We start from the raw sequence: 26,122 nt of genomic DNA on the forward strand, positions 1-26,122 counted from the left end.
ATCGGCCCGTTTGCCTGAGAATGGGTAGACAGCCATCTCATCGTGGGGGGAAACCTTTGGTAGTGCCAGCAGACGTATTTCAAGACATCCAGAACAAGTACTCCGCGTACCCCTACGATGACCGGTACACCCGCTATTACAAAGATCAAAGGGAGGCACTCCGGCCTGCCTTTGCCTACTTCCACGACAAGCTCAACTCGCTGCTGGGCCACATGAACCACAAGCGGGAACGCGGAGGGCACTATAACGCCGAACAGAGCCGGGACCTTCTTGACGTCATGCGTGAGCTGGGACAACTCAGGACGAATCTTAAGAGGGTTGACGTTGAGGTAACCCTGAGAAAGTCCTATCAAGATGCGCTCGAACGCTGCCGTACCTTTTTATCACCCAGTGGGGGGAGCCCCATGCCTCCAGATTTCGAAGAGATACCCCTTGAGGACTACGAAGCAATTTTTACCGTCGCGGCAGACATCGTTCGCATCGAAAAGTCCGGCAAAGACTATCCATTGAAATCCCTTGGAGAGGGTTCCTACGCACTTGTGTACAAGTACAAGGATCTTGAATACAAGATGCCCGTCGCTGTAAAGGTGGCCAAGAAGAACCTCGCTCAGAACGAACTGGATAGGTTCAAGGCTGAATATGACGTTCTAGCCGACCTCAACTCCCCCTACGTATTGGCAGTCTACGGATACAACGAAACCAGAATCAGCTATGCCATGGAGTTTTGCGACTACACCCTCGGAAAATACATCTCCGTAAACAATGGCAACCCGAAGTTCGACTTCAGCAAGCGGCAACGTATCGCACAGCAGTTCCTTTACGGCATCAGCTATCTCGCATACAAAAACGTCCTCCACAGAGATCTGAGCTATACGAACGTACTCGTCAAGACTTACGACGCAGGAGTAGTCCAGGTGAAGCTCTCAGACTTTGGCTTGCACAAAACTCAAAGTTCCTTACTCACCCGCACAGGGACCGAGATGAAAGGGACCATCCTCGACCCAACTCTCACCAGCTTCAAGGACTATTCGCTCAGCAATGAGATCTACTCAGTGGGATTCATCCTCTCCTTCATTTTCACCGGAAAGGAAGCCCCATACGTTTCTGGCGCCAAGCTCGGCGCGATTATCCGGAAATGCACAGACCTGACCACTGAGAACCGGTACACGGGAATCCAAGAGATAATCGATGCCGTGGCCGCTCTGGACAAGGACACCTTCTTGGCATGAGCTGGCCTCAGTCACCCCGGCCGAGCCCGTTCCCCAATCCTGTGTTATCCGCACCTGCATCATGACTGCTCGATTGCCTCGTATTCACGGCGCATCTGTTCCGCGAGTATGGGTTCAACGCCCATGAGGTAGCTGATCCTGCCTTGCAGTTGATCTGCGAACTCAGCTTCATCCAAGTTCCTGAAGCGTGCTTGGGCCGCAAGTCCGTTCTTCCCGGCGAAGTAGAGGTCTTGACGGAGGTTCTTCTTCTGAGCTTTTGGGAGCCTCAAGTGATCGGAATGCGCTATTGCCATCCCTGTTACGACCTGCTGGTGTCCTCGTCGCTGAAACCGTACTTTTCTCTTATTGGTCTGAAAACCAGAGGAGCGAAGCATGTCGGTTATCACCTGCAGGTGTTCGTCACCGACGCTGATCCCGGAGAACGTAAGGTCGTCGGCATATCTCGTATAGACGAGGTTGTTCTCGATCGCGAAGGACCTGAACTCCTCGTCCAGCGGGCGGAACACGAGGTTTGAAAGGACAGGGCTGGTAGGGAAACCGGTAGCCAAGGCGTCCCCGAAGGTACTGGCATTGGCAATTGCTTCGGAGATCGCTGGGTTGGCGCCGTGCACCTGGAGGGCTTGGTCGACCCTTTCTCGACCAATTGAGGGAAAGAAGTCTGTGATGTCAACCGTCAGCAGTGCCCGGGCATTCAGGTGGGCAAGTGCGTTTGTTGCCGCTCCTCGTCCGCGAGTAAAACCATGCACGTTGGGGTGCGGGTCCAAGACGTTTCGGTCTATGAACTCCTTCAGCCTTTTCTGCATCCGCAGCAGGCTCTCGTCAATCGGATGACAAACAGTCCGGTAGCCACCCTTTGGTTTACGTGTAGTGTGCACGCGCACGTCACCTGCGTTGAGGGGACGTTCAAGCCATGTGATCGAAGACTCTGGCAAAGAAGCGGCGACAACAAGATTACTGAGGCTACGGACTCTAGGAAGAACCGTCACAGGAGTCTCCAGGGTCGAAGTTGCGGGGCACGGAAATCACGCATGAAGGCAAAGCCGACTAAGGTGCTTGCGTGTGCGAATCGCACACTCTTGAACTACCGTGCCCCGCAAGGTTCAAGTTTATACTAGGCGCCGGCCGCATCCGTGCAGGATGTCGCGTGGACGCCCGTGACCTCGAAGTACGTGTGATCAGACAGCCGTGCGGCCCTGCTGGAAACACTCTTTCGGAGGTCGAATGCGAACAGTGTTGAGCACAGCGGTTCGATTGCCGCGAAGTCGCGATACTTGAAGCTCTTGCCCAAACGATCACTGTCACAACAAGAATCCATCCAAACCTTGATGGCTTGCGTGGAGATTGCAATGCAGTAGTCAGCGATGGAGAGCACCCGATCATTCTTGGTACCGATCGAGATGGAAACTGAGTCCAAGGTCCTACCTGTGGCGGCAGCCGCCGCTTCTACAATCCCTGAAAACTGCGTCTGCAGCCGCTGGTTCTGTTCAAAGGTGAGGTGCACGGGCCTTCCCCGATACTTTTGAAGAATCCGGCCAACAACCCACTCGAACTGAGAAGGGAGCAGATCGTATGGATCCGCATCTCCCACATGAAGATTCGCAGAGGAGAGCCATTCGAAATCCATACGTGGCAGCAGTGTTTTGAAGCGGGATTTGGCGAGGAGATTGTCGTCCACGTGGTGAAACCCAACGCTTTCGAGCTGTCCGGCCTTGGGCTCAAGTCGGAAGTCCGGTTGCAAGCTTAGTTCGAGGATGAGCTCCTCGATCTGTTCGGAAATGGCGTTGGCATTTCCGACTACAACGGCGCCGGCAGACGGAAAACGAGCGTCACCGTCGAGGGCACCTTCGTCAAGGAATATATCGAGTGGCTGCACTGCATAATCTTATTCACAGCCTTCAACGAGGTCTGTAGTCCTCCGTAAATGAGGACCGGTTTCCAGCCTGGTAGAGATGGAGCAACGCGGCTAGCTTCGATCTGGCCGCCAGCAGCAATTGCCGACGAGGCTGCGCGTCCGAGGGCGGCGGTACGGGGTGTGGGTCGGCGTCGATGGTGTACACGACTTTGATCTTGTCGGTGAGCCGTTCTATGTCTTCGGCGGTGATTTTGATGGCCGCGGAACGGATCATTTTCATCGGCGTCGCCGGCCGCGGCGTTTTCGCGTCGGTCCATTCGGTATGGCTTTTTGGGACCGCTGTTTGGTACCTTCGATCGACAGTGGCGCGTGGCCGGTGAGCACCAGGTGGCGGAAGTCGGCTGTGGTGGATTTCCGGCCGAGTCGTTCTGTGGCTTCCCTGGCCCGGAGCGTGAAGTCAACGTCCGGAACGAACGCTGAGCCCTCGGCCGCAGTGACTGCTCCCCCGGCCTCGACGGACTTGGGCAGCACGGTTTAGGCTGCCCCTCACCTTCGCCCGGAGTGAGGAGTTCCCGGATTCCAGGTCGAACCTCATACTGCGCCATTGCAGCAGCGAGCCTTGCAAGCCGATAACAACGCATATGTCGTGTAGGAGCCGGGGCACCTCAGCAGATGGATCAGCGCGACGGGCCTCGAGCAGGGCTGGCGGGTGGAGTTTCTTGGTCGCATGCGCCGTAGGCCGATGCCCAGGGCAAGGCAAGGCTCACCAGTCCCGTGCGTCCTCTACTCCCGACAAAAGGGCCAGCCGCTCGGCCTCGAGTGGACGACCCAGCTCCAATTCGGACTCATCCATGACGCAGGCAAGCGCAGCGAACAGTTCCTCGCGCTCCTCCGTCTCAATGAACGGGGATCTTCCATCCAAGCGATTGAAGGCGATCGCATACTCACGACCAATATTCTCCAGCCGGCCCAAGGTCAACTCATTTTGGTACGCAGAGAGTACTTCGAGCACCTCGCTTCGTGTCTTCTGGAATTGCGCCACAGCTTTCTTGAACCGACCAGAACTAATGTGCTCGCGTCCGTCCCAGTCACGAAGCGGGTTTTCCAGGTTCTCCTGAACCCATTCAGGCTTGCGTGCCTTAGTGATACTGACACTTGTGCCGTTAGCCGCCTCAGACCGCCACCGTCTCCGCATCGCAGAGGCGTACTCATGAGGGACGCTGTCTAGGTAGAGGTACTCGAGGTGGGGAATTTCGATGGGAAGCAAGCAGTCGGACTTTGTCATGCCGAACAGGTTGGAGATAAAGAGGTCCCGGAGCCGGCCGAGTTTGTTGAGCATTCCAGCGTTCGTGACCTGTCCGAGGTTGCCGCCGAGGGTCAGCCTCGTCAAGTTGGGAAAGGTGGACACTATCCGAAGACAGTCCACTTCCGACAAACCGGTTGACTTCAGGCTGCGCACATCACTTTGAACGGGTGCTCCGTCTGCGAGGGCATTAGCCAGGTCCGCGGGAGTCATTTCAAGTTCCCCTGGTTCGTTCCAATCACGCTCGCCCCTGTCCCAAGCGCGTTGCCGGGCCAGCTGATAACCAACTGTCCAAATGCTGGTATAGCTATTCGACGGTTGCTCGTGAATCAGCGGCAAGCTGCCGAGGAAGTGAAAACTCCGGGGAAGCACCCAGTCGCAATTGACGTAGGACAACCGGCCATTCCAGGAGTTGTGCGTCAGTACGAGCGGCTCAATAACGCCCAAGTCGACCGTTGACGATGGCACTGGACCTGACCAACTCAGGTCCAGGACACCAACCTTTTTCCAATTAGCATCGATACTCGTGATTTGGGCCGCCACCCATTCGCCAAGAAGATCGTTCGGTCCAACGACGATGTCTCCGACGCTCAGGGGACGCGGCGGGCCGCCTGTCGTTGTATCTGACACAAGGCCAATCCTACGGACAACCTTGGCGCGGAGTAGGTGTACGAAGACCGCACCGGCCCGCTCTTCCCCCAAACCATCAACCCGTAATTGTGCAGAGGCTCTTTGCACAATTCGTACGAAGGACAGCCCTACAGTGCAGCTAACCGCCCTGGCACCACACGTCTCTGGTATCCCAAACCCCCGCCTCCCCACCCACCCCCTTGACTCGCACCCCCACCTTCCCTAAACTTTTCATAAAGCAGAATCTAAATTCCACAAAGCGGAAACTGAGTCAAGCACCAAGGCCAAGTCGAAGCACACGGGAAGATAGATCAAAGCCCCTCCTCGGAAGGACCTACGATGACGTACACAGTGAACTGCTCCATCCTCCTGACGGAGCTGCCCTTGCTCGAGCGCCCCGCCGCCGCGAAGGCAGCTGGTTTTGACGCCGTCGAGTTCTGGTGGCCCTTCGCCACTTCGGTTCCCACCGACAAAGAGACCACAGAGTTTGAGAACGCCATCAAGGACGCCGGCGTCCAACTCACGGGCCTCAACTTCAACGCCGGCAACATGCCTGGCGGTGACCGCGGCCTCGTCTCTTGGAAGGGACGTTGCTCCGAATACAAGGACAACATCGACGTCGTCGCCGGCATCGGTGAGCGCCTCGGCTGCAAGGCCTTCAACGCGCTCTACGGCAACCGCCAGGACGAGTTCACCCCTGAAGAGCAGGACGAACTCGCCGCCAAGAACCTCGCCGCAGCAGCTGCCGGCGTCGCACGTATTGGCGGAACTGTCCTCCTCGAGCCGGTGAGCGGCGCACCCAAGTACCCGCTCCTCACGGCTGAAGACGCACTCAAGGTCATCGCCCGCGTCAAGGCAGAATCCGGTGCACAGAACATCAAGCTCCTCGCCGACTTCTACCACCTGGCAGTCAACGGCGACGACGTCGAATCCGTCATCGAGAACCACGCCAAGGACTTCGGCCACATCCAGATCGCCGACAACCCCGGCCGCGGCGCACCCGGCACCGGCAAGCTCCCCCTCGGCGAGTGGATCGCCCGCAGCCGCGAACTCGGCTACGAGGGCTACATCGGTTTGGAATACAAGGAACCGCAGGAGACGGCATTCAGCTGGGCCATCCGCCAGCGCGCCGCAGCCAACTAAGCCCCGCGAGCCCAACTAAGTAGCAGCAGAGCGCGTTTAGAACGCTCAAAACGCGCACAAATGCGACCTAGTTGGGTAAGCACACCTGAGTTAAGACACACGGACTCAAATCACACACAGACTTTCAGAAAGAGAACCACAATGAGCAACGTTGCAGTCATCGGCCTCGGAATCATGGGCCTTCCCATGGCCATCAACCTCGTCAAGGCCGGCCACACGGTCACCGGCTTCAACCGCAGCCAGGACAAGATCGATAAGCTCGTCTCCGAGGGCGGCCAGGGTGCCAGCTCCATCGCGGACGCAGTCAAGGACGCCGACGTCGTCATCACCATGGTGCCGGACTCCCCCGATGTTGAGGGTGTAGTCAGCGGCAAGGACGGCGTCTTCGCCAACGCGAAGAAGGGCACCCTGTGGATCGACGCATCCAGCATCCGCCCGGACGTCGCGAAGCGCCTCTCCGACGAGGCACGTGAAGCAGGCATCCGCCCCCTCGACGCACCGGTATCCGGCGGCGAGCAGGGCGCCATCGACGCCGTCCTGTCCATCATGGTCGGCGGCGACGCAGCGGACTTCGAGGCAGCACAGGATGTCCTTAACGCAGTGGGCAAGACCATCGTCCACGTTGGCCCGTCCGGCTCCGGCCAGACCGTCAAGGCAGCCAATCAGCTCATCGTAGCGGTCAACATCCAGGTCCTCGGCGAGGCCATCGCCTTCCTTGAGGCCTACGGCGTAGATACGGACGCAGCACTGAAGGTCCTCGGCGGCGGCTTGGCCGGCTCCAAGGTCCTGGACCAGAAGGGCCAGAAGATGCTCGACCGCAACTTCGACCCCGGCTTCCGCCTCGCCCTCCACCACAAGGACCTGGGCATCGTCACCTCCGCAGCCCGCGAAGCCAACGTCGCCGTCCCGCTCGGCGCCGTCGTCGCGCAGCTCGTCGCCGCAACCGTCAACCAGGGCGACGGCGGCCTGGACCACTCGGGCCTCTTCAAGCAGGTCCTCCAGCTCAGCGGCCGCAACTAAACAAGCGGCACCAAAGGCACCTAGACAACAACAAGCAGGGAACCCGCCGTCGTAAATAACGACGGCGGCTCCCTCACCACACCCTTTTTCCGCCCCGAACGCGGGGCGAACCCAAGATTTCAAGGAGCACACCATGGCTAAGATGCGCACCGTTGACGCGGCGATCGCCATCCTGGAAAAGGAAGGCGCCACCGAGGCGTTCGGCCTGCCAGGCGCAGCAATCAACCCCTTCTACTCGGCAATGAAGGCACACGGCGGTATCCGCCACACCCTGGCCCGCCACGTTGAAGGCGCCAGCCACATGGCAGACGGCTACTCCCGTGCAGCTGATGGCAACATCGGCATCTGCATCGGCACCTCGGGCCCCGCCGGCACGGACATGATCACCGGCCTGTACGCGAGCTGGGCAGACTCGATCCCCATGCTCTGCATCACCGGCCAGGCTCCGGTGTCCAAGCTGCACAAGGAAGACTTCCAGGCCGTGGACATCGAGTCCATCGCCAAGCCGGTCACCAAGTTCGCCATGACCATCCTGGAGCCGGGCCAGGTTCCCGGTGCTTTCCAGAAGGCCTTCCAGGTAATGCGCTCCGGCCGTCCGGGCCCGGTTCTGCTGGACCTGCCCATCGACGTTCAGATGGCCGAGATCGAGTTCGACATCGACGCCTACGAGCCCCTGCCGGTGGAGAAGCCCAAGGCTTCCCGCAAGCAGCTGGAAAAGGCCCTGGACATGCTGACCGCGGCCAAGCACCCGCTGATCGTTGCCGGTGGAGGCATCATCAACGCCGGCGCTTCTGCACAGCTGGTTGAGCTGGCCGAGCTGCTGAACGTTCCCGTGATCCCCACCCTGATGGGCTGGGGCGCCATCCCGGACGACCACGACCTGATGGCAGGGATGGTTGGCCTGCAGACCTCGCACCGCTACGGCAACGAGACCTTCCTGCAGAGCGACTTCGTGATCGGCATCGGCAACCGCTGGGCCAACCGCCACACCGGTGGCCTGGACACCTACACGGCCGGCCGCAAGTTCGTTCACATCGACATCGAGCCCACCCAGATCGGCCGCGTTTTCTCCCCGGACCTGGGCATCGCCTCCGACGCAGGTGCAGCCCTGGACGGCCTGCTGGAACTGGCCCGTGAGCGCAAGGCTGCAAGCACCCTGCCGGACTACTCCGCCTGGGTTGCCGAGTGCCTGGAGCGCAAGGGTTCCCTGCACCGCAAGACGCACTTCGACAACGTGCCGATCAAGCCGCAGCGCGTGTACGAAGAGATGAACAAGGCCTTCGGCAAGGACACCACCTACGTGTCCACCATCGGTCTCTCGCAGATCGCCGGCGCCCAGATGCTGCACGTGTTCGGCGCACGCAAGTGGATCAACGCCGGACAGGCCGGCCCGCTGGGCTGGACCGCTCCCGCCGCTTTGGGCGTGGTTCGCGGCAAGCCGGGCGAGAACGTCATTGCACTCTCCGGTGACTACGACTTCCAGTTCATGATCGAAGAGCTGGCCGTGGGCGCACAGTTCAACCTGCCGTACATCCACGTTGTGGTGAACAACTCCTACCTGGGCCTGATCCGCCAGTCCCAGCGCGGCTTCAACATGGACTACCACGTGTCCCTGGGCTTCGATAACATCAACTCCCCCGAGACCATGGGCTACGGCGTGGACCACATCAAGGTGGTTGAAGGCCTGGGCTGCAAGGCCATCCGTGTGGAGAACCCGGAAGATATGCCTGCCGCCTTCGACAAGGCCAAGGCACTGCGCGACGAGTTCAAGGTTCCGGTGGTTGTGGAAGTGATCCTGGAGAAGGTCACCAACATCTCCATGGGTCTGGAAATCAACGCCGTGAACGAGTTCGAAGAGCTGGCCGAGTCGGCAGAGGACGCCCCCACCGCGATCCTCGCCAAAGCGTAAGTAACAGTAAGGAGGCACCGGAATGCGTGTGGTCATCGCCCCGGACAAATTCAAGGGTTCGCTGTCCGCGCCCGAGGTCGTCGAGCACCTGGCAACAGGCCTGCTGGCCGGCTTCGGCAGCAACGGACTTGAGACAACACGCATTCCGGTGGCCGACGGCGGCGAAGGAACCATCGACGCCGCCATCGGTTCCGGTTTCACCCGCCGGACCGCCACGGTCACCGGCCCACTCGGCGATCCGGTCAAGGCCGACTTCGCCATCCGAGGCACCGAAGCAGTGATCGAGATGGCCGCCGCTTCCGGTTTGGCCCTCCTGCCGGATGGCCCCACGAGCGAAACCGCCAAGACCGCCACCAGCATCGGCACGGGCGAACTCATCCGTGCCGCGCTGGACCTCGGTTGCCGGCGCATCATCCTTGGCGTTGGAGGCAGCGCCAACACCGACGCCGGGGCAGGCGTCCTGCAGGGCCTCGGAGCAGTGTTCCTCGACAAGGACGGCAACGAGCTCCCCGGCGGCGGTGCCGCCCTCGCCAACCTGGACAGCATCGACTTCGCCAACTTCGACGTGCGGATCGAGGCTACCGAGTTCGTGTTGGCGTCCGACGTCGACAATCCCCTTTTGGGGACAAGCGGAGCCCCAGCCATCTTCGGTCCGCAAAAAGGCGCGACGCCGGACGACGTCGCCGAACTGGACGCGGCAGCAAGCCACTTCGTGGACGTGCTGAGCCAAGCCACAGGTATCGAAGCCAAGCACGCAGCGAAAGCTCCTGGCGCAGGCGCGGCGGGCGGCGTTGGCTACATTGCCATCGCGGCACTGAAGGCGCAGCGGCGGCCGGGTATCGACGTCGTACTCGAGTTCACTGAACTGGAAACCAAACTGAAGGGCGCCGACCTGGTGATCACCGGGGAAGGCAGCCTGGACGAACAAAGCCTCCTGGGCAAGACGCCGATGGGTGTCAGCCGGGCGGCAGCAAAAGCCGGGGTACCCGTGATCGCCGTGTGCGGCCGGAGTACCCTGAGCCGGGAACAACTGAACGATGCCGGCTTCCACACGGTCCACGCTTTGACCGACTTGGAAGACGATGTCCAGAAATGTATCGCTGAAGCAGGTCCGTTGCTTGAACAATTAGGAAAGCACATAGGCGTGTACCTGGCGGAACGGACTGAAAACAAGGAGTACCTCAATGTCTGAAGCAATCGGCGCCTATGACCTCGTTATCCGTGGTCAGCGCATCCTGACCACGGCCGGCATCGCACCCCGCGAGGTTGGCATCCGCGACGGCGTGATCGTCGCCATCGAACCCCTGGGCAACGGCCTGACGGGCACCGAGGTCATCCAACTCGCCGACGACGAGACCCTGATCCCCGGCCTCGTGGACACCCACGTCCACGTCAACGAGCCCGGCCGCACCGAATGGGAAGGCTTCGCCTCCGCCACCCGTGCCGCCGCAGCCGGTGGCGTGACCACCATCATCGACATGCCGCTGAACAGCATCCCGCCCACCACCACCGTGGACGGCCTGGAGCAGAAGCGCGTTGTCGCCAAGGACCAGGCATTCGTGGATGTCGGATTCTGGGGCGGTGCCATCCCGGGCAACAAGGCCGACCTCCGCCCGCTGCACGACGAAGGCGTGTTCGGCTTCAAGTGCTTCCTCCTGCACTCCGGCGTGGACGAGTTCCCGCACCTGGATGCGGACGAGATGGAAGAGGACATGAAGGAATTGAAGTCCTTCGACTCCCTCATGATCGTCCACGCCGAGGACTCCCACGCGATCGACCGCGCCCCGCACCCCGGCGGCGACCACTACGAGACCTTCCTCGCCTCCCGCCCCCGCGGCGCCGAGAACAAGGCCATCGCCGAGGTCATCGAACGCGCCCGCTGGACCGGCGCCCGCGCCCACATCCTGCACCTCTCCTCCTCCGATGCGCTGCCCATGATCGCTTCGGCAAAGCGCGACGGCGTCAACCTCACCGTTGAGACCTGCCCGCACTACCTGACGCTCATGGCCGAAGAAATCCCCGACGGCGCCACGGCTTACAAGTGCTGCCCGCCCATCCGCGAGGCCTCCAACCGCGAGCTCCTCTGGAAGGGCCTGCAGGACGGCACCATCGACTGCATCGTCTCCGACCACTCCCCCAGCACCCTTGACCTCAAGGACCTGGAAAACGGCGACTTCGCCGTAGCCTGGGGCGGCGTCTCGTCCCTCCAGTTGGGCCTGTCCCTCATCTGGACCGAGGCACGCCACCGCGGCATCTCCCTGGAACAGGTTGTCGCCTGGATGTCTGAGAAGCCCGCTGCGCTGGCACGACTGCACAACAAGGGCCAGCTGGCCCTTGGCTACGACGCCGACTTCAGCATCTTCGCCCACGACGACGCCTACGTGGTTGACGTGAAGAAGCTCAAGCACAAGAACCCGATCACCCCCTACGACGGACGCCCGCTCTCCGGTGTAGTCCGCAAGACCTACCTGCGGGGCTCGGAAATCGACTTCCAGAACCCCAGCGGCAAGCTGATCCGCCGCGGTAACGTTTAGGACCCACCGCCATGGCAGTCAATGCCTACGGTCCGCCACCCGCACGGTTCCCGGGACGCCAAACACGTCCCGGGGCCGCGCGGCGGCAGGGCCCCACACCACAGGGACTCACCTCCCCGGCTCTCACTGCCCACGGCCTGGCCCTTTGGGTCAACCCCGCCGAGGGCGATCCCGTGGACCCCGAAATTTGGGAACGTGCAGCACGGCTGGTGCTGGCACGGGCCATGAAACTTGCCCCGGAGGCGGAAGTCCGCATCTGGCCCGCCACCGGGGCACAGCACTCCGGCGTCGGCGACACTTCCTGGGGCGGCACTCCGCAGGAAACCGCCGACGCCGGTAACCACCTTTCGAGCGCGTCTCCCGTCTCCCTTGCGGACGCTCTGTCAGAGGCGTCCCAACAGGCTGAAGCGGGCGGCAGCACCGCCGTCGAGCCCGTAACGTTGGCCGCCCGACGCAGCCAACTTGCGATCGACCTCGCGGCTGAAGTAGTCCTACTGGACGGGGAGCCCGTTGCCTTTACCGGCATGGAATACAAGCTGTTGCGCTACCTCGTGGTGAACTGCTCACGGGCGATCGGACGTGAAGAATTGCAACGCTTCCTGGAGTCATTTGACCTCCCGGGCGCGGCGTTCCGGTCGATCGACGTTTATGTTGGAAGGGTGCGGCGGAAGCTTGGCTCCGCCCGTTACACCGTCTCCACCGTCCGTGGTGGTGGCTACCAGTTCGTGCCCGGCCCTTATGCCACTGTGCGCGGACCTGCGGAATACAGCATCTGATTGTGCTGTTCTATATCTCGAATCCGCTTTCTTAGTATGACCAAACGCCGGTGCAGACCGGTTGAACGTAAAGGATCGCCATGACCCAGAAACTCCTCGTCGGAACGCAAGCTCCGGACTTCGCGCTTCTCGACGCCGACGGCAACAAGGTCTCGCTGTCCGATTACCGCGGACGCAACGTCATTGTGTACTTCTACCCCAAGGCGGCCACCCCCGGCTGCACCACCGAGGCCTGCGACTTCCGCGACAACCTGGCCAGCCTCCAGGGCAAGGGCTACGACGTCATCGGGATCTCCCCCGACGCCCAGGAAGCCCTCCAGGGATTCACCGGCGACTTCCAGCTCACCTTCCCGCTGCTCTCCGACGAAGACCACTCCGTGGCGCTGGCCTACGGCGCCTGGGGCGAGAAGCTCGTCAAGGGTGAAATCGTGGAGGGCATCGTCCGCTCCACCGTGGTGGTGGATGGCGACGGCAAGGTCAAGCTCGCCCAGTACCAGGTGAGCGCCCAGGGCCACGTGCAGGCGCTCCGCGAAGAGCTCGGCGTCTAGGACGCTCTCTCACCTAACGCCCCCTTTCCGAGGATGCTCTCTCACGTAGTACCCCTTTTTGGAGATCCCTCACTCACATAAATGCACAATTTTTGTAACGCCCGCTCACTTCCATGAGCGGGCGTTACACGTGTCTTTACTAAACGTGACAAATCGTCAGGGACATTAGTTAATGGAGCCATGGTCTCAACACCGGTCAAACGCCAGGCTGTCGTCGTGGAAGACGACGCCGACATCCGCGGCCTCCTGGTCCTTGTTCTTGAGCAGCTCGACTTCGAGGTGACGGAGGCACCGGACGGCCTGTCCGGCGTCGAGGCCGTCCGCACCACCAACGCCGAGCTGGTGACGCTGGACATCAACCTCCCGGACATCGACGGCATGGAAGTCTGTCGCCGCCTGCGGGAGTTCTCCGATGCCTACGTCCTCATGCTCACGGCCCGCGCCGACGAGATCGACAGGCTCAACGGCCTGGATACCGGCGCGGACGACTACATCAACAAGCCCTTCAGTCCCAAGGAGCTCCAGGCCCGCATCCGCGCGCTGTTCCGCCGGGCACGCACTCCCGCCCAGCCCGCGGAAGACCCGCGCCAAAGCGACGAACTCGCGCGCGCCGCCGTCGTACAGAAGAGCCTCCTGCCGCAGGAAACCGTGAGGCTGGACGACTACGACGTCGCCGGCGCTTTCCGCCCGTCACGCAGCGTGGGCGGGGACTTTTACGACTGGTACCAGACTCCCGCCGGCATGCACCTGACGTTCGCCGACGCCATGGGCAAAGGCATGGGCGCTGCGCTCATCGCCGCCACCGTACGGGCCGTGATGCGGTCCGTCGCGGACACTCCGGCCCTCGATGCCGCCTTCGCCTCCGCGAGCGCCACCATCGCCTCGGACCTGGACCAGTCCGGCTCGTTTGTGACCATGTTCCATGCACGCTTGGACAGCGGCTCCGGCGTGCTGAGCTACATCGACGCCGGCCACGGCCTGGCCGTGCACATCCCGGCTGAGGGTCCGGCCAGGAGACTCGTTTCGTCAGGTCCACCGGTTGGCATCCTGGACGGGCAATTGTGGCCCGCCGCGGAGCTGCAACTGGAGGCCGGGGACTCCCTGGTGATTGTCAGCGACGGTGTCCTGGACGCCCACGAGTCGCTCGAGGAATTCATGCGGAACGTGGAGAAAGCAGCGCGCAACGAGCCGACCTCGGACAAGGTCTGCGCCGCGTTGCTGGACCTGGCGCCCGCCGCCACAGCGGAAGATGACGTGACCGCCGTCGTGGTCCGCCGTCAACAAAGCGCTGCCCACCAGACAGGGACAATCCGGCACTAGCCGCAAAAAGGGGGATTTGTGACTCGATTCTGGACCCGGTTGCTGGTTGTCCTGACAGTCATTCTTGGCGTCAACTACGTGACGTGGCGCTGGCTGGCGTCGCTGAACTGGGAGGCGTGGTGGATCGCCATTCCTCTGGTGATCGCCGAGACCTACAGCCTCATAGACGTGATGCTGTTCGGGCTGACGGTGTGGAACCTCAAGATCCGCAAGCCGCCGCCCCCGCCTGCCCCGGATGCGACCGTGGACGTCTTCATCACCACGTACAACGAGCCGTTGGACCTGGTGTTGACCACGGCTCTGGCGGCCAAGGACATCCGCTGGCCGCACAGCACCTGGATTCTCGACGACGGCAACCGGCCCGAGATGCGCGAACTCGCCGAATCGCACGGGATTGGCTATGTGACGCGCTCCGCCGACTGGACGCCGGACATGCCGCGCCACGCCAAGGCAGGCAACCTGAACAACGCCCTGATGCTCACCTCCGGCGAGTACCTGTTGATCCTCGACGCCGACCAGATCCCCGAGCCGGACATCCTGGACAAGACGCTGGGCTACTTCACCGACGACCGCGTTGCCTTGGTCCAGACCCCGCAGTACTTCATCAACGTCCCCGCCGACGACCCTCTGGGCAGCCAGGCACCCTTGTTCTACGGGCCCATCCAGCAGGGCAAGGACGGCTGGAATGCGGCGTTCTTCTGTGGATCCAACGCCATCCTCCGCCGCGAAGCCCTGATGCAGCTGGGCCTGGTGGGATACGTAAAGGCCACGGAGGAGAGCATCCGCCGCGCACTGGCGGCTTCCAAGCAGGCCATCAGGAAGGCCCGCAGGTCACCTGAGGCCGACAATCCGTTGGTGGCCGAGATGCTCAACCAGGTGGAAGCTGCCACCAACTCGGCGCAGCAGGAACTCGAAGCCCGCGTCTCCCTCAGCGAAATCACCTACCGGGTACGGCGCAAAGTGGACGAGGCCGTACGCACCTTGGTTGCCGCTGACTTCTCCGCCCTCGAAGCCGATCTCGAGGAAATCGCCGCCATGGAACTCGCCCACGTCGGCGAGTCGGGCGTGACCACCGTGGCCAGTGACGCCGTCGACCGTATGTCCGGCCGCGACTGGTCGCCGCTGGGCGCACTCGAGTCCGTCCACGCGGTGCTTGCTGCCATCTCGGTGGAACGCACGGACGAAGCCCAGCCCATCATGCCGCTGGCCACCATCTCCGTCACCGAGGACATGGCCACGGCCATGCGCATCCACGGCCTGGGCTGGAAGAGCGTGTACCACCACGAGATCCTGGCCAACGGCTTGGCGCCCGAGGACCTGAAGACCATGCTCACGCAGCGCCTCCGGTGGGCGCAGGGCACCATCCAGGTCCTGCTCCGCGAGAACCCCCTGGTCCAGCGAAACCTGTCCTGGGGCCAGCGGCTCATGTACTTCTCCACCATGTGGAGCTACCTGAGCGGGTTCGCGGCCGTGGTCTACTTCGCCGCGCCCATCATCTACCTGACGCTGGGCATCCTGCCCGTGAGCAGCCTGAGCTGGGACTTCTTTGTACGCTTCATCCCGTTCATGGTGGTGAACCAGCTGCTGTTCGTGGTGGCCGGTCACGGGATTCCCACCTGGCGCGGTCAGCAGTACAGCCTTGCGCTGTTCCCCACCTGGATCAAAGCATGCACGACGGCGGCCCGTAACGTTTGGTTCGGACGTCCCCTGGGATTCGCCGTCACCCCCAAGGCGCGCCAGAACGGCGGACCCAGCTGGAGCCTCATCCGTCCCCAGATCATCGTGGCCGTGTTGCTGGCCGTGGCGTTGGTGGTGGGCATCGCCCGGCTCATGACGGGTCTCTCCGAGCCGTTGGGCACGCTGGTGAACGTCGCCTGGGTTGCCTTTGACCTGGTGGTCCTGAGCGTCCTGGTGAAGGCAGTTTTGTACAAGGGATTTGTCCCCGAGGAGAGGAATGCGGATGCAGTTTAGTTACGAGGTCAAGGAGTCCTACGCGGAGGTGAAGGGCGTGGGCCGTTTGAACATGGTGGCCGCTCCCAAGCTGCGCGAGGTAGTGAACGAGGTTGTCGCGGGCGGCGCCAACCGCGTGGTGGTCAACCTGGCCGAGACCGACTTCATGGATTCCTCCGGACTGGGTGCCCTCATCGGATGCCTCAAAGCTGCACGGCAGGCCGGCGGAGATCTCCGTATCGCGGGCGTGCAGCCGCAGGTGAAGATGGTGCTGGAACTGACCAATATGGACCGGGTCCTCACCGCGTATCCGTCGGCGGAGGAGGCGTTCGGCAATGACTGACGTCATTGCCCGCCGCAGCTACCACGGGCTGTCCAACGACGACGCCATCGAGGCCATCCATAATGAGATCGACGCGCTGTGGGATGACGCCTCGTTCGTGCCCGACATGGACCGGATGACGTTCGCCACCGCCGTGATCGAGGCAGCTTCCAACATCGTGCAGCACGCGCAGCCCGTGGCGGAGAAGCCCGTGGAAATCGCCGTGGACATCAGCGTGCGGCCCACGCGCCTGGTGGCGAGGGTCAGCGCGTTCAATGCCCGCGAACCGTTCGCCAACGACATGCAGGCCTCGATGCCGGATTCCGATGCCGAGTCGGGGCGCGGTTTGGCCCTCATCGAGGCTCTGGTGACCACGGTGACGTTCGAGCGCCAGGACGGCACCAACACCTGGACCCTGACCCGCGAGACGTAAAAGGGTGAGAGAGCGTTCATCTCAATCGTGCAATAGGTGAGAGAGCGTCCGGAGGTTGCGACGCTCTCTCACCTAAACACCCCTCCACGCGGACGCTCTCTCACCTAAACGCCCCTTCCGCCGATCCCTCTCTCACCCGGGGAAGATGGGCTCATCTCCCCATGGCCGGACGCGAGGCGGGTGTGAAAGCATGCGTTGATGGCCGCCGTCGTGCCTTAACAAAACCTGGGGGAACAATGGGCCGCACTGCATCGAGACCATTAATCCTGGCCACGCTGGTGACGTACGCCCCAATCTTGGCCGGGTGCACTGCAACCCCGCACCACCACACCAGCGGGCCGAGCAGCGCCCCGCCCATCACGGCGAGCCCCGAGCCGGTGGCACAGAGCCTGGCGAAATATGATTCCCTGCGTTCGGATCTCGTTGCTGCGCTGGAAAAGAAGCTGCCTGGGATCACGTGGAGTGTGGAAAAACAGGCCACCTTGAGCCGGACGGATGACGGCAGGTGCATCCTCCGGCCAGCCAGCATGAAAAGCAGTGCTGACATTGTGAAGCCCTCCAACGCGTTCGAGGACGTTTTCGCAGTGGCCGACCCCATCCTGGCGCAGAATGGATTCCCGTCGTTCGGCGGGACCGATCCCACTCCCGGCGGTTGGGTCGTCACGCGTAGTACAAACGCATCGGGGGCAACGGTCACCATCCAGTCCAAGAACCCGGCCTACCTGCGCCTGACTGTTCCTGTCGCCTCGCCAAGCTGCGACCCGAACGAACTTCCCACGGGCTGACCGGGAAGATGTACCCATCGCCGCTCCACCGCGGCCGGGAACGTTGACCGTGGCTGAGCAGAATTATCTTCGAGCAAACACAGACGGGGCGGCATGCCGGGCTTCGAGTTGCCGGGCGCTGGCTCGTTGCGCTTCGCTTCGATCCAGCCGGCCACCGGAGATACGACCGCCACCGCGGTTTTGTCGTACGACGCCCGTCAGGTCGCCCGTGAGGTGAGCGCCCGTTGGGAACCTTCTCTCACCGGCCCTTCCCAGGGAACCCTCTCGCGCTCACGCCTTCGCGATCGCCTCTTTCAGCGCGCCCAACACCAACGTCACCGACGCACTGTTGGCATTCGGCCCCATCATTCCGATCCGCCACACTGTGTCCGCGAATTCGCCCACCCCAGCGCCGATCTCCATGCTGAAGTGCTCCAAAAGGTAGGCGCGGACGGCGGATGAGTTGACGCCGTCGGGCACTTTGACCGTGGTGAGGCTTGGCAGGCGGGAGCCCTCGGCGGCAAACAGTTCGAGCCCCATGTCCTGCAACCCGTCCTGCAAAGCAGCGCCCGCGGCGCGGTGCCGGGCCTGCACAACGTCCAGGCCTTCAGCGAGGATCCGGTCCAACGCTGCCTCGAGGCCTGCGATCATCGTTACCGGCGCAGTGTGGTGGTACGTCCGGGCCCCGCTCGCCGCGCCAACGTAACCGCCGAGCAGCCCGATATCGAGGTACCAGGAACGCGGATCCTTGACACGGCGCTCGAAGGCGCGGTCGGACACCGTAAACGGCGACAGTCCCGGCGGGACGCCGAGGCACTTCTGCGTTCCGGCGTATCCGACGTCGATACCCCAGTCGTCTGCCAACAGCTCCAGTCCGCCGATGGACGTGACAGCGTCGGTGATGAGCAGGGCATCGCCCTTGCCCGCCCCGAGGGCGGCGATGTCGGAAAGAACGCCAACGGACGTCTCTGCGTGGACGGCGGCGATGACTTTCGGGTTGGGATGCGCAGAGAGCACGCGGTCAGCATCCACGGGCTGACCCCATTCGTGATCCACTCGCACCACAGTGGCTCCGCAGCGCCGGGCCACCTCACACATTCGTGCCCCGAACAGTCCGTTGACAGCGATGACGGCCACGTCGCCGTCGGACACAGTATTCACAAACGCCGCTTCCATGCCACCGGAACCTGTTGCACTCAACGGGAGCGTCCGCGCGTTGGATGTCCCCCAGACGGCCCGGAGGCCTTCGCACACATGGTCGAGCCGTTCGATGAACACAGGATCGAGGTGCCCGAGCACTGGATAGGCCAAGGCCGCCATGGCTTCGGGGTAGCAATTGCCCGGGCCGGGACCGAACAGGAACCTGGACGTCAGAATGTCTGGCATGTGCGAACTCCTTCAGCTGGTTGAGGTCATTCTGCCGCACACATCGTTGTGGGCGCGCTCTGAACCGAAGCTCCAAGCCCAAACTGCTAAGGTTACTCACCATTACCAAAGCCGTTGCTAACGAGGGGACCGAGAGTGGCGACCGAAGAAAAACAGCTGCCTGAGAAGGGTGTCCACGGCGAGGTAAGCCAGGACCGGTTTGTTGCCGGACAGGACCTGACCCGGTGGAAAACTCCGCTGGGACGGTTCATGGCTGCGGTCGCGGAACGTGTCACGGCGTTGCTCGGCCCATACGCGGCGCTGGTTTTTACGCTGCTCCTGGGCTTGGCTGCCGCTGCCTCATTGGCGCTGGTGTTCGGCGAGGTCTATGAGTCCGTGACGGACGCCGACGGTGTGGCCGGGCTGGATGATCCTGTGTTGTCTGCGGCCAAAAGCGTCCGGTCCCCTGAGCTTGATGTCGCAGTGACCGCGTATACGAACATCGGCGGCACGGTAGGGATGCCGCTGCTCGCCACCGCCATTATGGTGGCATTGGCGCTGCGTCGCCGTTCGTGGACGCCGGTGATCCTGATGCTGGCTGCAGGGCTGGGGTCGCTGATCATCACCATCCTGGGCAAACCGCTCTTCGGCAGGGCACGCCCGGATCTCTCCGATGCCATTCCTCCGTACGAGCACTCGGCGTCCTTCCCCAGCGGACACTCCTTGAACTCGATCGTCATCGCGGGAATCGTTGCCTACTTGGTGATCCTGCGCCTCAAAACGGCCAGGGCCAGGGTTCTGACCATAGCCGTGGCAGTGATTTTCGCCCTTACCATGGGACTCAGCCGCGTTTACCTGGGGCACCATTGGTTGACGGATGTGCTCGCTGCCTGGGCCATCGGTGTCGCTTGGCTCGCCTTGGTGATTACGTCGCACCGGCTGTACCTCACGGTACGGACGCGGCGTCGTACAGCTGTCGCCTCTTGACACTGATGCTTCAGCTCGGCTTAACTACTTACGTATGCTGAAATAACAGTTCCATGATGCGGAATGAAGAAGTGAGGATGCTTCCTCCGGCCAAACCCGGAGTTCCGCATAGCCCACACCATGGATGCCAGCATTTTTCACAAGGACCGACAAGCATGGAGCTTGAAGAATTCAACCGCCTGGACCGGGAGCAGGCCATCACGGCCGTCACCCCCGCCCTGGACATCACCCGCTGGGTGGAAGCAGTAGTGGACGCACGCCCTTACACCAGCTTGGATGACCTGCTGGAACAGGGCCGCCAAGCCGCCGAGCCCTTCACTGCAACCGAAGTGGAAGCAGCCCTGGCGCACCACCCCCGCATCGGCGAACGCCCCAAGGCCCAGACCACCGAGGCGGCCATGTCCCGCTCCGAACAGTCCGGCGTGGACCCCGCAGACCAGGCCGTGGCCGAAGCGCTCGCCCAGGGCAACCGCGACTACGAGGAAAAGTTTGGCAGGGTCTTCCTGATCCGCGCCGCAGGACGCAGCGCCCAGGAAATCCTTGCCTCGCTCAACGAGCGCCTGGCCCACACCCCCGAAGAAGAAGACACGATCGTAGCCGGCCAGTTGCGGGAGATCGCGTTGCTGCGCCTCTCGGGCCTGGTCACCGAAGGAGCCAGCGCATGAGCGTTTCGCAGGTAACAACCCATATCCTCGACACCGGTTCCGGACGCCCGGCGGCGGGTGTCGCCGTCGTACTTTACGTCCGCGAAGGCGAGAACTGGACGCTGGTCGGCAAGGGCGAAACGGATGCCGACGGCCGCATCAAGAACCTGGGCCCCGAGCAGATTCCGGGCGGCGCCTACCGGCTCAACTTCGCTATCGGCGATTACTACGCTGCCCTCGGCACGGACACGTTCTTCCCGGAAGTGGACCTTAATTTCACGGTTGCGGACACAGGCGAGCACTACCACGTGCCGCTCCTGCTCAGCCCGTTTGCATTCTCCACGTACCGCGGCAGCTGACCAGGTCTGCCGCCATGACGCCCTTCGGCCCGCGCCGGAGGGCGTTCTTGTCCCCAAATCCGGAACGGTAGGCTGGAAGGCATGGCTCCCGAGGAAACCCCGACTCCCGCACCCGGCAATCAAACCGGCAACGAACCGCCCGCCCGGCGCAACATCACCGTCCGCAGGGCGCCCAAGTTCGTCCCGTTCATGATCCTCGGCGCCATTGTGGGCGCCATCGTGGCTGCCATCATCGCCTACGGCCGCCCGGCCGACCCCGCGTTCGACGCCAGCACCGTGTTCGGCTTCTTCCTGGTGGCCTGCGCCGCGGGTGGCGTCATCCTCTTTTCCATCCTGGCGCTGGTCCTGGACCGGATCAGCGTCAAGCGCTCCCAGCGCGCCGTGGTGGAGGCGGTGCCGGATTCGGTTCCGGACGAGGGTCCAGAGCACGACGGCGACCGCTGAGTCCGGCCCGATATGGGCAGTGTGAGACGCACCGCATTTTGGGCGTTTCCTCCGCGATAAGTGCCTGTTCACGGGGTCACAAAGTCTGCACGGGAACTTACCACGGCCGGGACATGAGACAATCGACCAGTGGCACGTGGCGACGGAAAACTTTCACATGATCTTCTCCCCGGCGAAAAGGGCCCCCAGGACGCTTGTGGCGTCTTCGGGGTATGGGCACCGGGTGAAGAAGTAGCAAAACTCACCTATTACGGGCTGTATGCGCTGCAGCACCGCGGACAAGAGTCGGCTGGTATTGCTACCAGTGACGGCAAGCGCATCAATGTCTACAAGGACATGGGCCTCGTGTCCCAGGTCTTTGACGAGACTACCCTTAACACCCTCACCGGACACCTGGCCGTGGGCCACTGCCGGTACTCGACCACCGGTGCAAGCCACTGGGCAAACGCCCAGCCCACGCTGGGCGCCACGGCGACCGGCACGGTTGCACTGGCGCACAACGGCAACCTGACCAACACCGCAGAGCTTCGCGAAATGATCCTGCAGCGGAACAACGGCCAGCTCACCGGTGAAATGAAGCAGGGCAACACCTCGGACACTGCGCTGGTGACCGCACTCCTTGAGGGCGAAGAGGGCAAGACCCTGGAGCAGACCGCCCTGGAGCTGCTTCCCAAGATCAAGGGTGGCTTCTGCTTCGTTTTCATGGACGAAGGCACGCTCTACGCAGCCCGTGACACGTACGGCATCCGCCCGCTGTGCCTCGGTCGCCTGGACCGCGGCTGGGTTGTCGCCTCCGAGCAGGCCGGCCTGGCAACCGTTGGCGCGAGCTTCATCCGCGAGATCGAGCCCGGCGAGTTCATCGCGATTGACGAAGAGGGCGTCCGCTCCCAGCGTTTCGCTGATCCCACCCCCGCCGGTTGCGTGTTCGAGTACGTTTACTTGGCCCGTCCGGACGCGGCCATCGCAGGCCGTTCAGTCTACGAGTCCCGCGTGGAGATGGGCCGCCAGTTGGCCCGCGAAAACACCCACGAGGCCGACATCGTCATTCCGGTCCCCGAGTCCGGAACTCCCGCTGCCGTTGGCTACGCCGAGCAGTCCGGCATCCCGTTTGCGCACGGCTTCGTGAAGAACGCCTACGTGGGCCGTACCTTCATTCAGCCTTCGCAGACCCTCCGCCAGCTTGGTATCCGCCTCAAGCTCAACGCTTTGGAATCCGTGATCCGCGGCAAGCGCGTGGTGGTGGTGGACGACTCGATCGTTCGCGGCAACACCCAGCGCGCGATCGTCCGGATGCTCCGGGAAGCCGGCGCAAAGGAAGTCCACGTCAAGATTTCTTCCCCCCCGGTGCAGTGGCCGTGCTTCTACGGCATCGACTTCGCCTCCCGCGCGGAACTCATCGCCAACGGTGCCACCATCGAAGAGATCTCGCAGGCGATCGGCGCCGACTCGCTGGCCTACATCTCCGAGGACGGCATGATCGGGGCTACCCAGCAGCCGCGTGAACGCCTCTGCACCGCCTGCTTCACGGGCAAGTACCCGATCGAGCTGCCGCACGCTGACAAGCTCGGCAAGAACCTGCTCGAGCGCACCGACCTCGGTGGCCTGGCTCCGGCCGAGCCTACCGGTGACGCAGTTTCTGATCCTTCCGACACCCAGGATCCGGCGGAGAAGCCGGGCGCCACAGGCTGTGATCCGGGACCGGATGCCGAATTCGAGAACCTCCTTACCGACGCTGATCGTTTGACCGACGCCGAAAAGAAAGAGTCTGTATGACCTCCGCATCCTCCGCCGGAACTCCTGAGAACGCCTCCGGCATCACCTACGCTTCGGCGGGTGTCGACGTCGAAGCGGGAGACCGCGCAGTCGAACTCATGAAGGACGCCGTCAAGGCGACCCATAACAGCTCGGTGATTGGCGGCGTCGGCGGTTTCGCTGGCCTATACGACGTTTCCAAGCTGCTCACCTACAAGAAGCCGCTGCTCGCCACCTCCACCGACGGCGTCGGCACCAAGGTTGCCATCGCGCAGGCCATGGACATCCACGACACCATCGGTTTCGACCTGGTGGGCATGGTGGTGGACGACATCGTGGTGGTGGGCGCCGAGCCGCTCTACATGACCGACTACATCGCGTGCGGCAAGGTTGTTCCCGAGCGCATCGCCGGCATTGTCCGCGGTATTGCGTCCGCTTGCTCTGTTGCCGGTACTGCCCTGGTGGGCGGCGAAACCGCCGAGCACCCGGGCCTCCTTGGCGAGCACGAATACGACGTCGCAGGTGCCGCCACCGGTGTTGTGGAAGCTGACGCATTGCTTGGCCCGGACCGTGTCCGCGCCGGCGACGTCGTGATCGGCATGGCATCCTCCGGCCTGCACTCCAACGGCTACTCCCTGGTCCGCCGGGTCATCAACCACGCCGGTTGGGCACTGGACCGCCAGGTGTCCGAACTCGGCCGCACGCTGGGCGAGGAACTCCTGGAGCCGACCCGCGTTTACGCCGCCGACTGCCTGGACCTGGCACGGACCTTCCCGGTTTCAGCCGGCGCCGCTGTGCACGGCTTCAGCCACGTCACCGGTGGTGGCCTGGCGGCCAACCTGGCACGTGTCCTCCCGCAGGGCCTCGTGGCCACGGTTGACCGCGCCACGTGGGAACTCCCCGCCATCTTCAAGCTGGTTTCCGAGCTGGGCAATGTCCCGCTGGCCGACCTCGAGCGCACGCTGAACCTCGGCGTGGGCATGGTGGCCATCGTTTCCCCCGAGGCAGCAGACGCAGCGGTGGCACGCCTCAACGAGCGTGGCCTGCCGTCCTGGATCATGGGTACCGTTGCAGCCGACTCGGACGCGATCGACAAGACCGGCCCGGATTACGTCCAGGGTGCCAAGGGCGTCGACGGCGGTGCGGTCCGTTTGGTGAACGCCTACGCCTAAGCCTCCGCCTCACCCAACTGGGTCGCAGTTAAGCGCGTTTTGAGGGCTCAAAACGCGCACAAATGCGACCTAGTTGGGTGAGGGGGTTTGGATCAGGCTGAGCACTCCGCCTTGGGGGTCCTGGATGGTGGCCAGTGATCCTTCTTCCGGGTGTTCCTCCGGTTCCACGAGCAGGGTGCCACCAGCGGCCACTGCGGCGTGTGCGGCCTTCCGCAGATCGGTGACCCCGAAGTAGATCTGCCAGGCCGCCTCCTCCCCCGCTTCGGCAGGGACGACGCCAGCCACCTCCCCACCGTTCACCATCAGCGTGGAGTAGCTGCCGCCGTCGTCCTGGGGGTATTCGGTAACCTCGTGACCGAAAAGCTGCTGGAAGAAGGCCACCGCTGCCTGCGGCTCCGGCGTGGACAGCTCCGCCCATGCCAAGGCGCCGGCCTGGTTGTAGAGGTGGCTTCCCAGGTGCGTGCCCGCCTGCCAGATGCCCGTGGTCCCGCCTCCTGGTGGTGCAATGAAGGCCAGGACGCCGGTGTCCGCCACATGTTCGGGACCGAACTCGAGCTTCCCTCCCGCATGGACGGCGTCCTCGGCAACCTCCTCGGCGTCTGTGGCCGCGAAATAGATATTCCACTGGCCCGGGGTGGCGGCGGCTTCCTGGCTGCGGTTCTGCGGAGCGACCACAGCCACCAAATCCTCTCCGATAAAAGCCTGGGCATAGAACCGACCGTCAGGCGTGGGCAGGTCCGTGAAGCTCCACCCGAACACTGCAGCGTAAAACTCCTTGGCCCCGGCGACATCCCGGGTCTGAAGGTCGGCCCAGCACGGCTCGCCGTGGGAGTAACGGCTACGGGCGGTCATGCGTCAAGCCTCGACATGATGCTGAACGCTGCGCCGGCCGGATCCATCAGGACCGCCATGCGGCCAATGCCCGGCACGTCGAACGCAGGCGAAATGACGTGGCTGCCGAGGCTGGCCGCATGTTCCGCAAAAGCATCCACGTCAGTGACATTGAAGTAGGTCATCCAAAACGGTGACAGGCCCTCAATGGGCAACTTCACAGCTCCCGCCACCGGCTTCCCGGCAACGGTGAGGTTGGTGTATTCCTGAAGGTCTCCTGCAGGGGCGGTGCTGCTTCCGCACCCGGTCACTGCCTGGTAGAAGGCCACGGCCTTGGGGACATCGTTTGTCTGCAGCTCGTTCCAGATCAGGGTGCCGGGCTCATTGACCAGCCCCGATCCAGGATGGCTCCCGGCCTCCCAGAAACCGATCTGCGCCCCTGTGGGATCGGCCGCGAAGAACATCCGGCCGCTGCCGTTGGGGACCTCATCCGGCGGAAAGACGATGGTTCCACCGGCCGCCACCGCCCGCTCTGCCGCCTGGTCCACTGAATACACAGCGAGGTAGTTGGCCCAATAGGACGGCATGCCCTCCGGTGCGTCCGGAAGCTGCTGCATCATCCCGGCAACATAACGTCCCTTGAGTTTGGCCATGTAATAGGTCAGGCCCGGTCCTATCTCCATGCCGTCCAGCTCCCAGCCAAAAAGGTCGCTGTAGAACGCCTTGGAAACCTCGATCTCGGTGGAGGACAGGTCCACCCAACACGGTGTTCCCTGTTGGTACCTCTCGACCTCAGGCATGGCTTTCCTTTCGCTGGGGCGTGTCCTTCATCAAC

At 62.8% G+C, this 26,122-nt stretch carries 26 protein-coding genes; 19 read left to right on the top strand and 7 right to left on the bottom strand.

What is annotated here, in order from left to right; translation table 11 throughout:
- Positions 1–62: 62 nt before the first annotated feature.
- Positions 63–1,229 (top strand): protein kinase family protein, encoded by a 1,167-nt coding sequence (locus ACSVIE_RS10830; protein WP_442423808.1) that lies wholly within the window; start codon positions 63–65, stop codon positions 1,227–1,229.
- A 59-nt stretch (positions 1,230–1,288) separates the two neighbouring features.
- Here ACSVIE_RS10830 and ACSVIE_RS10835 read toward each other — a convergent pair whose 3' ends face one another.
- The 4 genes from ACSVIE_RS10835 to ACSVIE_RS10850 all read right to left on the bottom strand — a co-directional run bounded on the left by ACSVIE_RS10835 (position 1,289) and on the right by ACSVIE_RS10850 (position 5,014).
- The gene (locus tag ACSVIE_RS10835; protein WP_442423809.1) at positions 1,289–2,215 is read right to left on the bottom strand and encodes a reverse transcriptase family protein; all 927 of its coding nucleotides are present in this window, start codon (positions 2,213–2,215) and stop codon (positions 1,289–1,291) included.
- 125 nt (positions 2,216–2,340) lie between these two features.
- Entirely contained in the window at positions 2,341–3,102 is a 762-nt protein-coding gene (locus ACSVIE_RS10840) for a hypothetical protein (RefSeq protein ID WP_442423810.1), read from the bottom strand.
- A gap of 255 nt (positions 3,103–3,357) precedes the next feature.
- Positions 3,358–3,612 (bottom strand): hypothetical protein, encoded by a 255-nt coding sequence (locus tag ACSVIE_RS10845; protein ID WP_442423811.1) that lies wholly within the window; start codon positions 3,610–3,612, stop codon positions 3,358–3,360.
- Positions 3,613–3,844: 232 nt separating this feature from the next.
- Positions 3,845–5,014 carry a hypothetical protein gene (locus ACSVIE_RS10850; RefSeq protein WP_442423812.1) on the bottom strand — a complete coding sequence of 390 codons (1,170 nt, stop codon included), beginning with the start codon at positions 5,012–5,014 and terminating at the stop codon, positions 3,845–3,847.
- 339 nt (positions 5,015–5,353) lie between these two features.
- Here ACSVIE_RS10850 and ACSVIE_RS10855 point away from each other — a divergent pair, with 339 nt between their 5' ends.
- From ACSVIE_RS10855 to ACSVIE_RS10910, 12 genes are all read left to right on the top strand, one after another.
- Complete coding sequence (locus ACSVIE_RS10855; protein ID WP_442423813.1) at positions 5,354–6,157, top strand: hydroxypyruvate isomerase family protein; 804 nt, start codon at positions 5,354–5,356, stop codon at positions 6,155–6,157.
- Between the two features lie 60 nt (positions 6,158–6,217).
- Positions 6,218–7,177 (top strand): 2-hydroxy-3-oxopropionate reductase, encoded by a 960-nt coding sequence (locus ACSVIE_RS10860; RefSeq protein ID WP_442423814.1) that lies wholly within the window; start codon positions 6,218–6,220, stop codon positions 7,175–7,177.
- Positions 7,178–7,310: 133 nt separating this feature from the next.
- A complete protein-coding gene (gcl, locus tag ACSVIE_RS10865; RefSeq protein WP_426004185.1) occupies positions 7,311–9,086 on the top strand; it encodes a glyoxylate carboligase in 1,776 nt (591 codons plus the stop codon).
- A 22-nt stretch (positions 9,087–9,108) separates the two neighbouring features.
- Positions 9,109–10,278 carry a glycerate kinase gene (locus tag ACSVIE_RS10870; protein ID WP_442423815.1) on the top strand — a complete coding sequence of 390 codons (1,170 nt, stop codon included), beginning with the start codon at positions 9,109–9,111 and terminating at the stop codon, positions 10,276–10,278.
- Positions 10,271–11,620, top strand: a complete 1,350-nt coding sequence (gene allB, locus ACSVIE_RS10875; RefSeq protein WP_442423816.1) for an allantoinase AllB — start codon at positions 10,271–10,273, stop codon at positions 11,618–11,620. Before ACSVIE_RS10870 ends, allB begins: the two co-directional genes overlap by 8 nt.
- Before the next feature lie 11 nt (positions 11,621–11,631).
- Positions 11,632–12,396 (top strand): winged helix-turn-helix domain-containing protein, encoded by a 765-nt coding sequence (locus ACSVIE_RS10880; RefSeq protein ID WP_442423817.1) that lies wholly within the window; start codon positions 11,632–11,634, stop codon positions 12,394–12,396.
- A gap of 80 nt (positions 12,397–12,476) precedes the next feature.
- Positions 12,477–12,944 (top strand): thioredoxin-dependent thiol peroxidase, encoded by a 468-nt coding sequence (gene bcp / locus ACSVIE_RS10885; protein WP_426004192.1) that lies wholly within the window; start codon positions 12,477–12,479, stop codon positions 12,942–12,944.
- A 180-nt stretch (positions 12,945–13,124) separates the two neighbouring features.
- Positions 13,125–14,264, top strand: a complete 1,140-nt coding sequence (locus ACSVIE_RS10890; RefSeq protein ID WP_442423818.1) for a PP2C family protein-serine/threonine phosphatase — start codon at positions 13,125–13,127, stop codon at positions 14,262–14,264.
- An 18-nt stretch (positions 14,265–14,282) separates the two neighbouring features.
- Positions 14,283–16,235 carry a glycosyltransferase family 2 protein gene (locus ACSVIE_RS10895; protein WP_442423819.1) on the top strand — a complete coding sequence of 651 codons (1,953 nt, stop codon included), beginning with the start codon at positions 14,283–14,285 and terminating at the stop codon, positions 16,233–16,235.
- Positions 16,225–16,557, top strand: coding sequence for an STAS domain-containing protein (locus ACSVIE_RS10900; RefSeq protein WP_442423820.1), 333 nt, complete (start codon positions 16,225–16,227; stop codon positions 16,555–16,557). Before ACSVIE_RS10895 ends, ACSVIE_RS10900 begins: the two co-directional genes overlap by 11 nt.
- Entirely contained in the window at positions 16,550–16,969 is a 420-nt protein-coding gene (locus ACSVIE_RS10905) for an ATP-binding protein (protein WP_442423821.1), read from the top strand. Before ACSVIE_RS10900 ends, ACSVIE_RS10905 begins: the two co-directional genes overlap by 8 nt.
- 278 nt (positions 16,970–17,247) lie before the next feature.
- Positions 17,248–17,754: a hypothetical protein gene (locus tag ACSVIE_RS10910; protein WP_442423822.1), complete on the top strand. Its 507-nt coding sequence runs from the start codon at positions 17,248–17,250 to the stop codon at positions 17,752–17,754.
- Between the two features lie 270 nt (positions 17,755–18,024).
- On the opposite strand, the gene ACSVIE_RS10915 is transcribed toward ACSVIE_RS10910, so the two are convergent.
- Positions 18,025–19,119 carry a pyridoxal-phosphate-dependent aminotransferase family protein gene (locus ACSVIE_RS10915; protein WP_442423823.1) on the bottom strand — a complete coding sequence of 365 codons (1,095 nt, stop codon included), beginning with the start codon at positions 19,117–19,119 and terminating at the stop codon, positions 18,025–18,027.
- 135 nt (positions 19,120–19,254) lie between these two features.
- Between ACSVIE_RS10915 and ACSVIE_RS10920 the strand changes: the two genes are divergently transcribed.
- From ACSVIE_RS10920 to purM, 6 genes are all read left to right on the top strand, one after another.
- The gene (locus tag ACSVIE_RS10920; protein WP_442423824.1) at positions 19,255–20,085 is read left to right on the top strand and encodes a phosphatase PAP2 family protein; all 831 of its coding nucleotides are present in this window, start codon (positions 19,255–19,257) and stop codon (positions 20,083–20,085) included.
- A 155-nt stretch (positions 20,086–20,240) separates the two neighbouring features.
- Positions 20,241–20,750, top strand: coding sequence for a 2-oxo-4-hydroxy-4-carboxy-5-ureidoimidazoline decarboxylase (gene uraD / locus ACSVIE_RS10925; protein WP_442423825.1), 510 nt, complete (start codon positions 20,241–20,243; stop codon positions 20,748–20,750).
- The gene (gene uraH / locus ACSVIE_RS10930; protein WP_426004207.1) at positions 20,747–21,088 is read left to right on the top strand and encodes a hydroxyisourate hydrolase; all 342 of its coding nucleotides are present in this window, start codon (positions 20,747–20,749) and stop codon (positions 21,086–21,088) included. The genes uraD and uraH overlap by 4 nt, the downstream gene beginning before the upstream one ends.
- 81 nt (positions 21,089–21,169) lie before the next feature.
- Complete coding sequence (locus ACSVIE_RS10935) at positions 21,170–21,532, top strand: hypothetical protein (RefSeq protein WP_442423826.1); 363 nt, start codon at positions 21,170–21,172, stop codon at positions 21,530–21,532.
- A gap of 129 nt (positions 21,533–21,661) precedes the next feature.
- Positions 21,662–23,305, top strand: coding sequence for an amidophosphoribosyltransferase (purF, locus tag ACSVIE_RS10940; RefSeq protein WP_442423827.1), 1,644 nt, complete (start codon positions 21,662–21,664; stop codon positions 23,303–23,305).
- Positions 23,302–24,456 carry a phosphoribosylformylglycinamidine cyclo-ligase gene (gene purM / locus ACSVIE_RS10945; RefSeq protein WP_442423828.1) on the top strand — a complete coding sequence of 385 codons (1,155 nt, stop codon included), beginning with the start codon at positions 23,302–23,304 and terminating at the stop codon, positions 24,454–24,456. The genes purF and purM overlap by 4 nt, the downstream gene beginning before the upstream one ends.
- Before the next feature lie 69 nt (positions 24,457–24,525).
- Here purM and ACSVIE_RS10950 read toward each other — a convergent pair whose 3' ends face one another.
- Positions 24,526–25,308 (bottom strand): VOC family protein, encoded by a 783-nt coding sequence (locus ACSVIE_RS10950; RefSeq protein ID WP_442423829.1) that lies wholly within the window; start codon positions 25,306–25,308, stop codon positions 24,526–24,528.
- Positions 25,305–26,087 carry a VOC family protein gene (locus ACSVIE_RS10955; RefSeq protein WP_442423830.1) on the bottom strand — a complete coding sequence of 261 codons (783 nt, stop codon included), beginning with the start codon at positions 26,085–26,087 and terminating at the stop codon, positions 25,305–25,307. The genes ACSVIE_RS10950 and ACSVIE_RS10955 overlap by 4 nt, the downstream gene beginning before the upstream one ends.
- Positions 26,088–26,122 lie beyond the last annotated feature (35 nt).

This window comes from Paenarthrobacter sp. NCHU4564 (assembly GCF_052156435.1).
Taxonomy (GTDB): domain Bacteria; phylum Actinomycetota; class Actinomycetes; order Actinomycetales; family Micrococcaceae; genus Arthrobacter.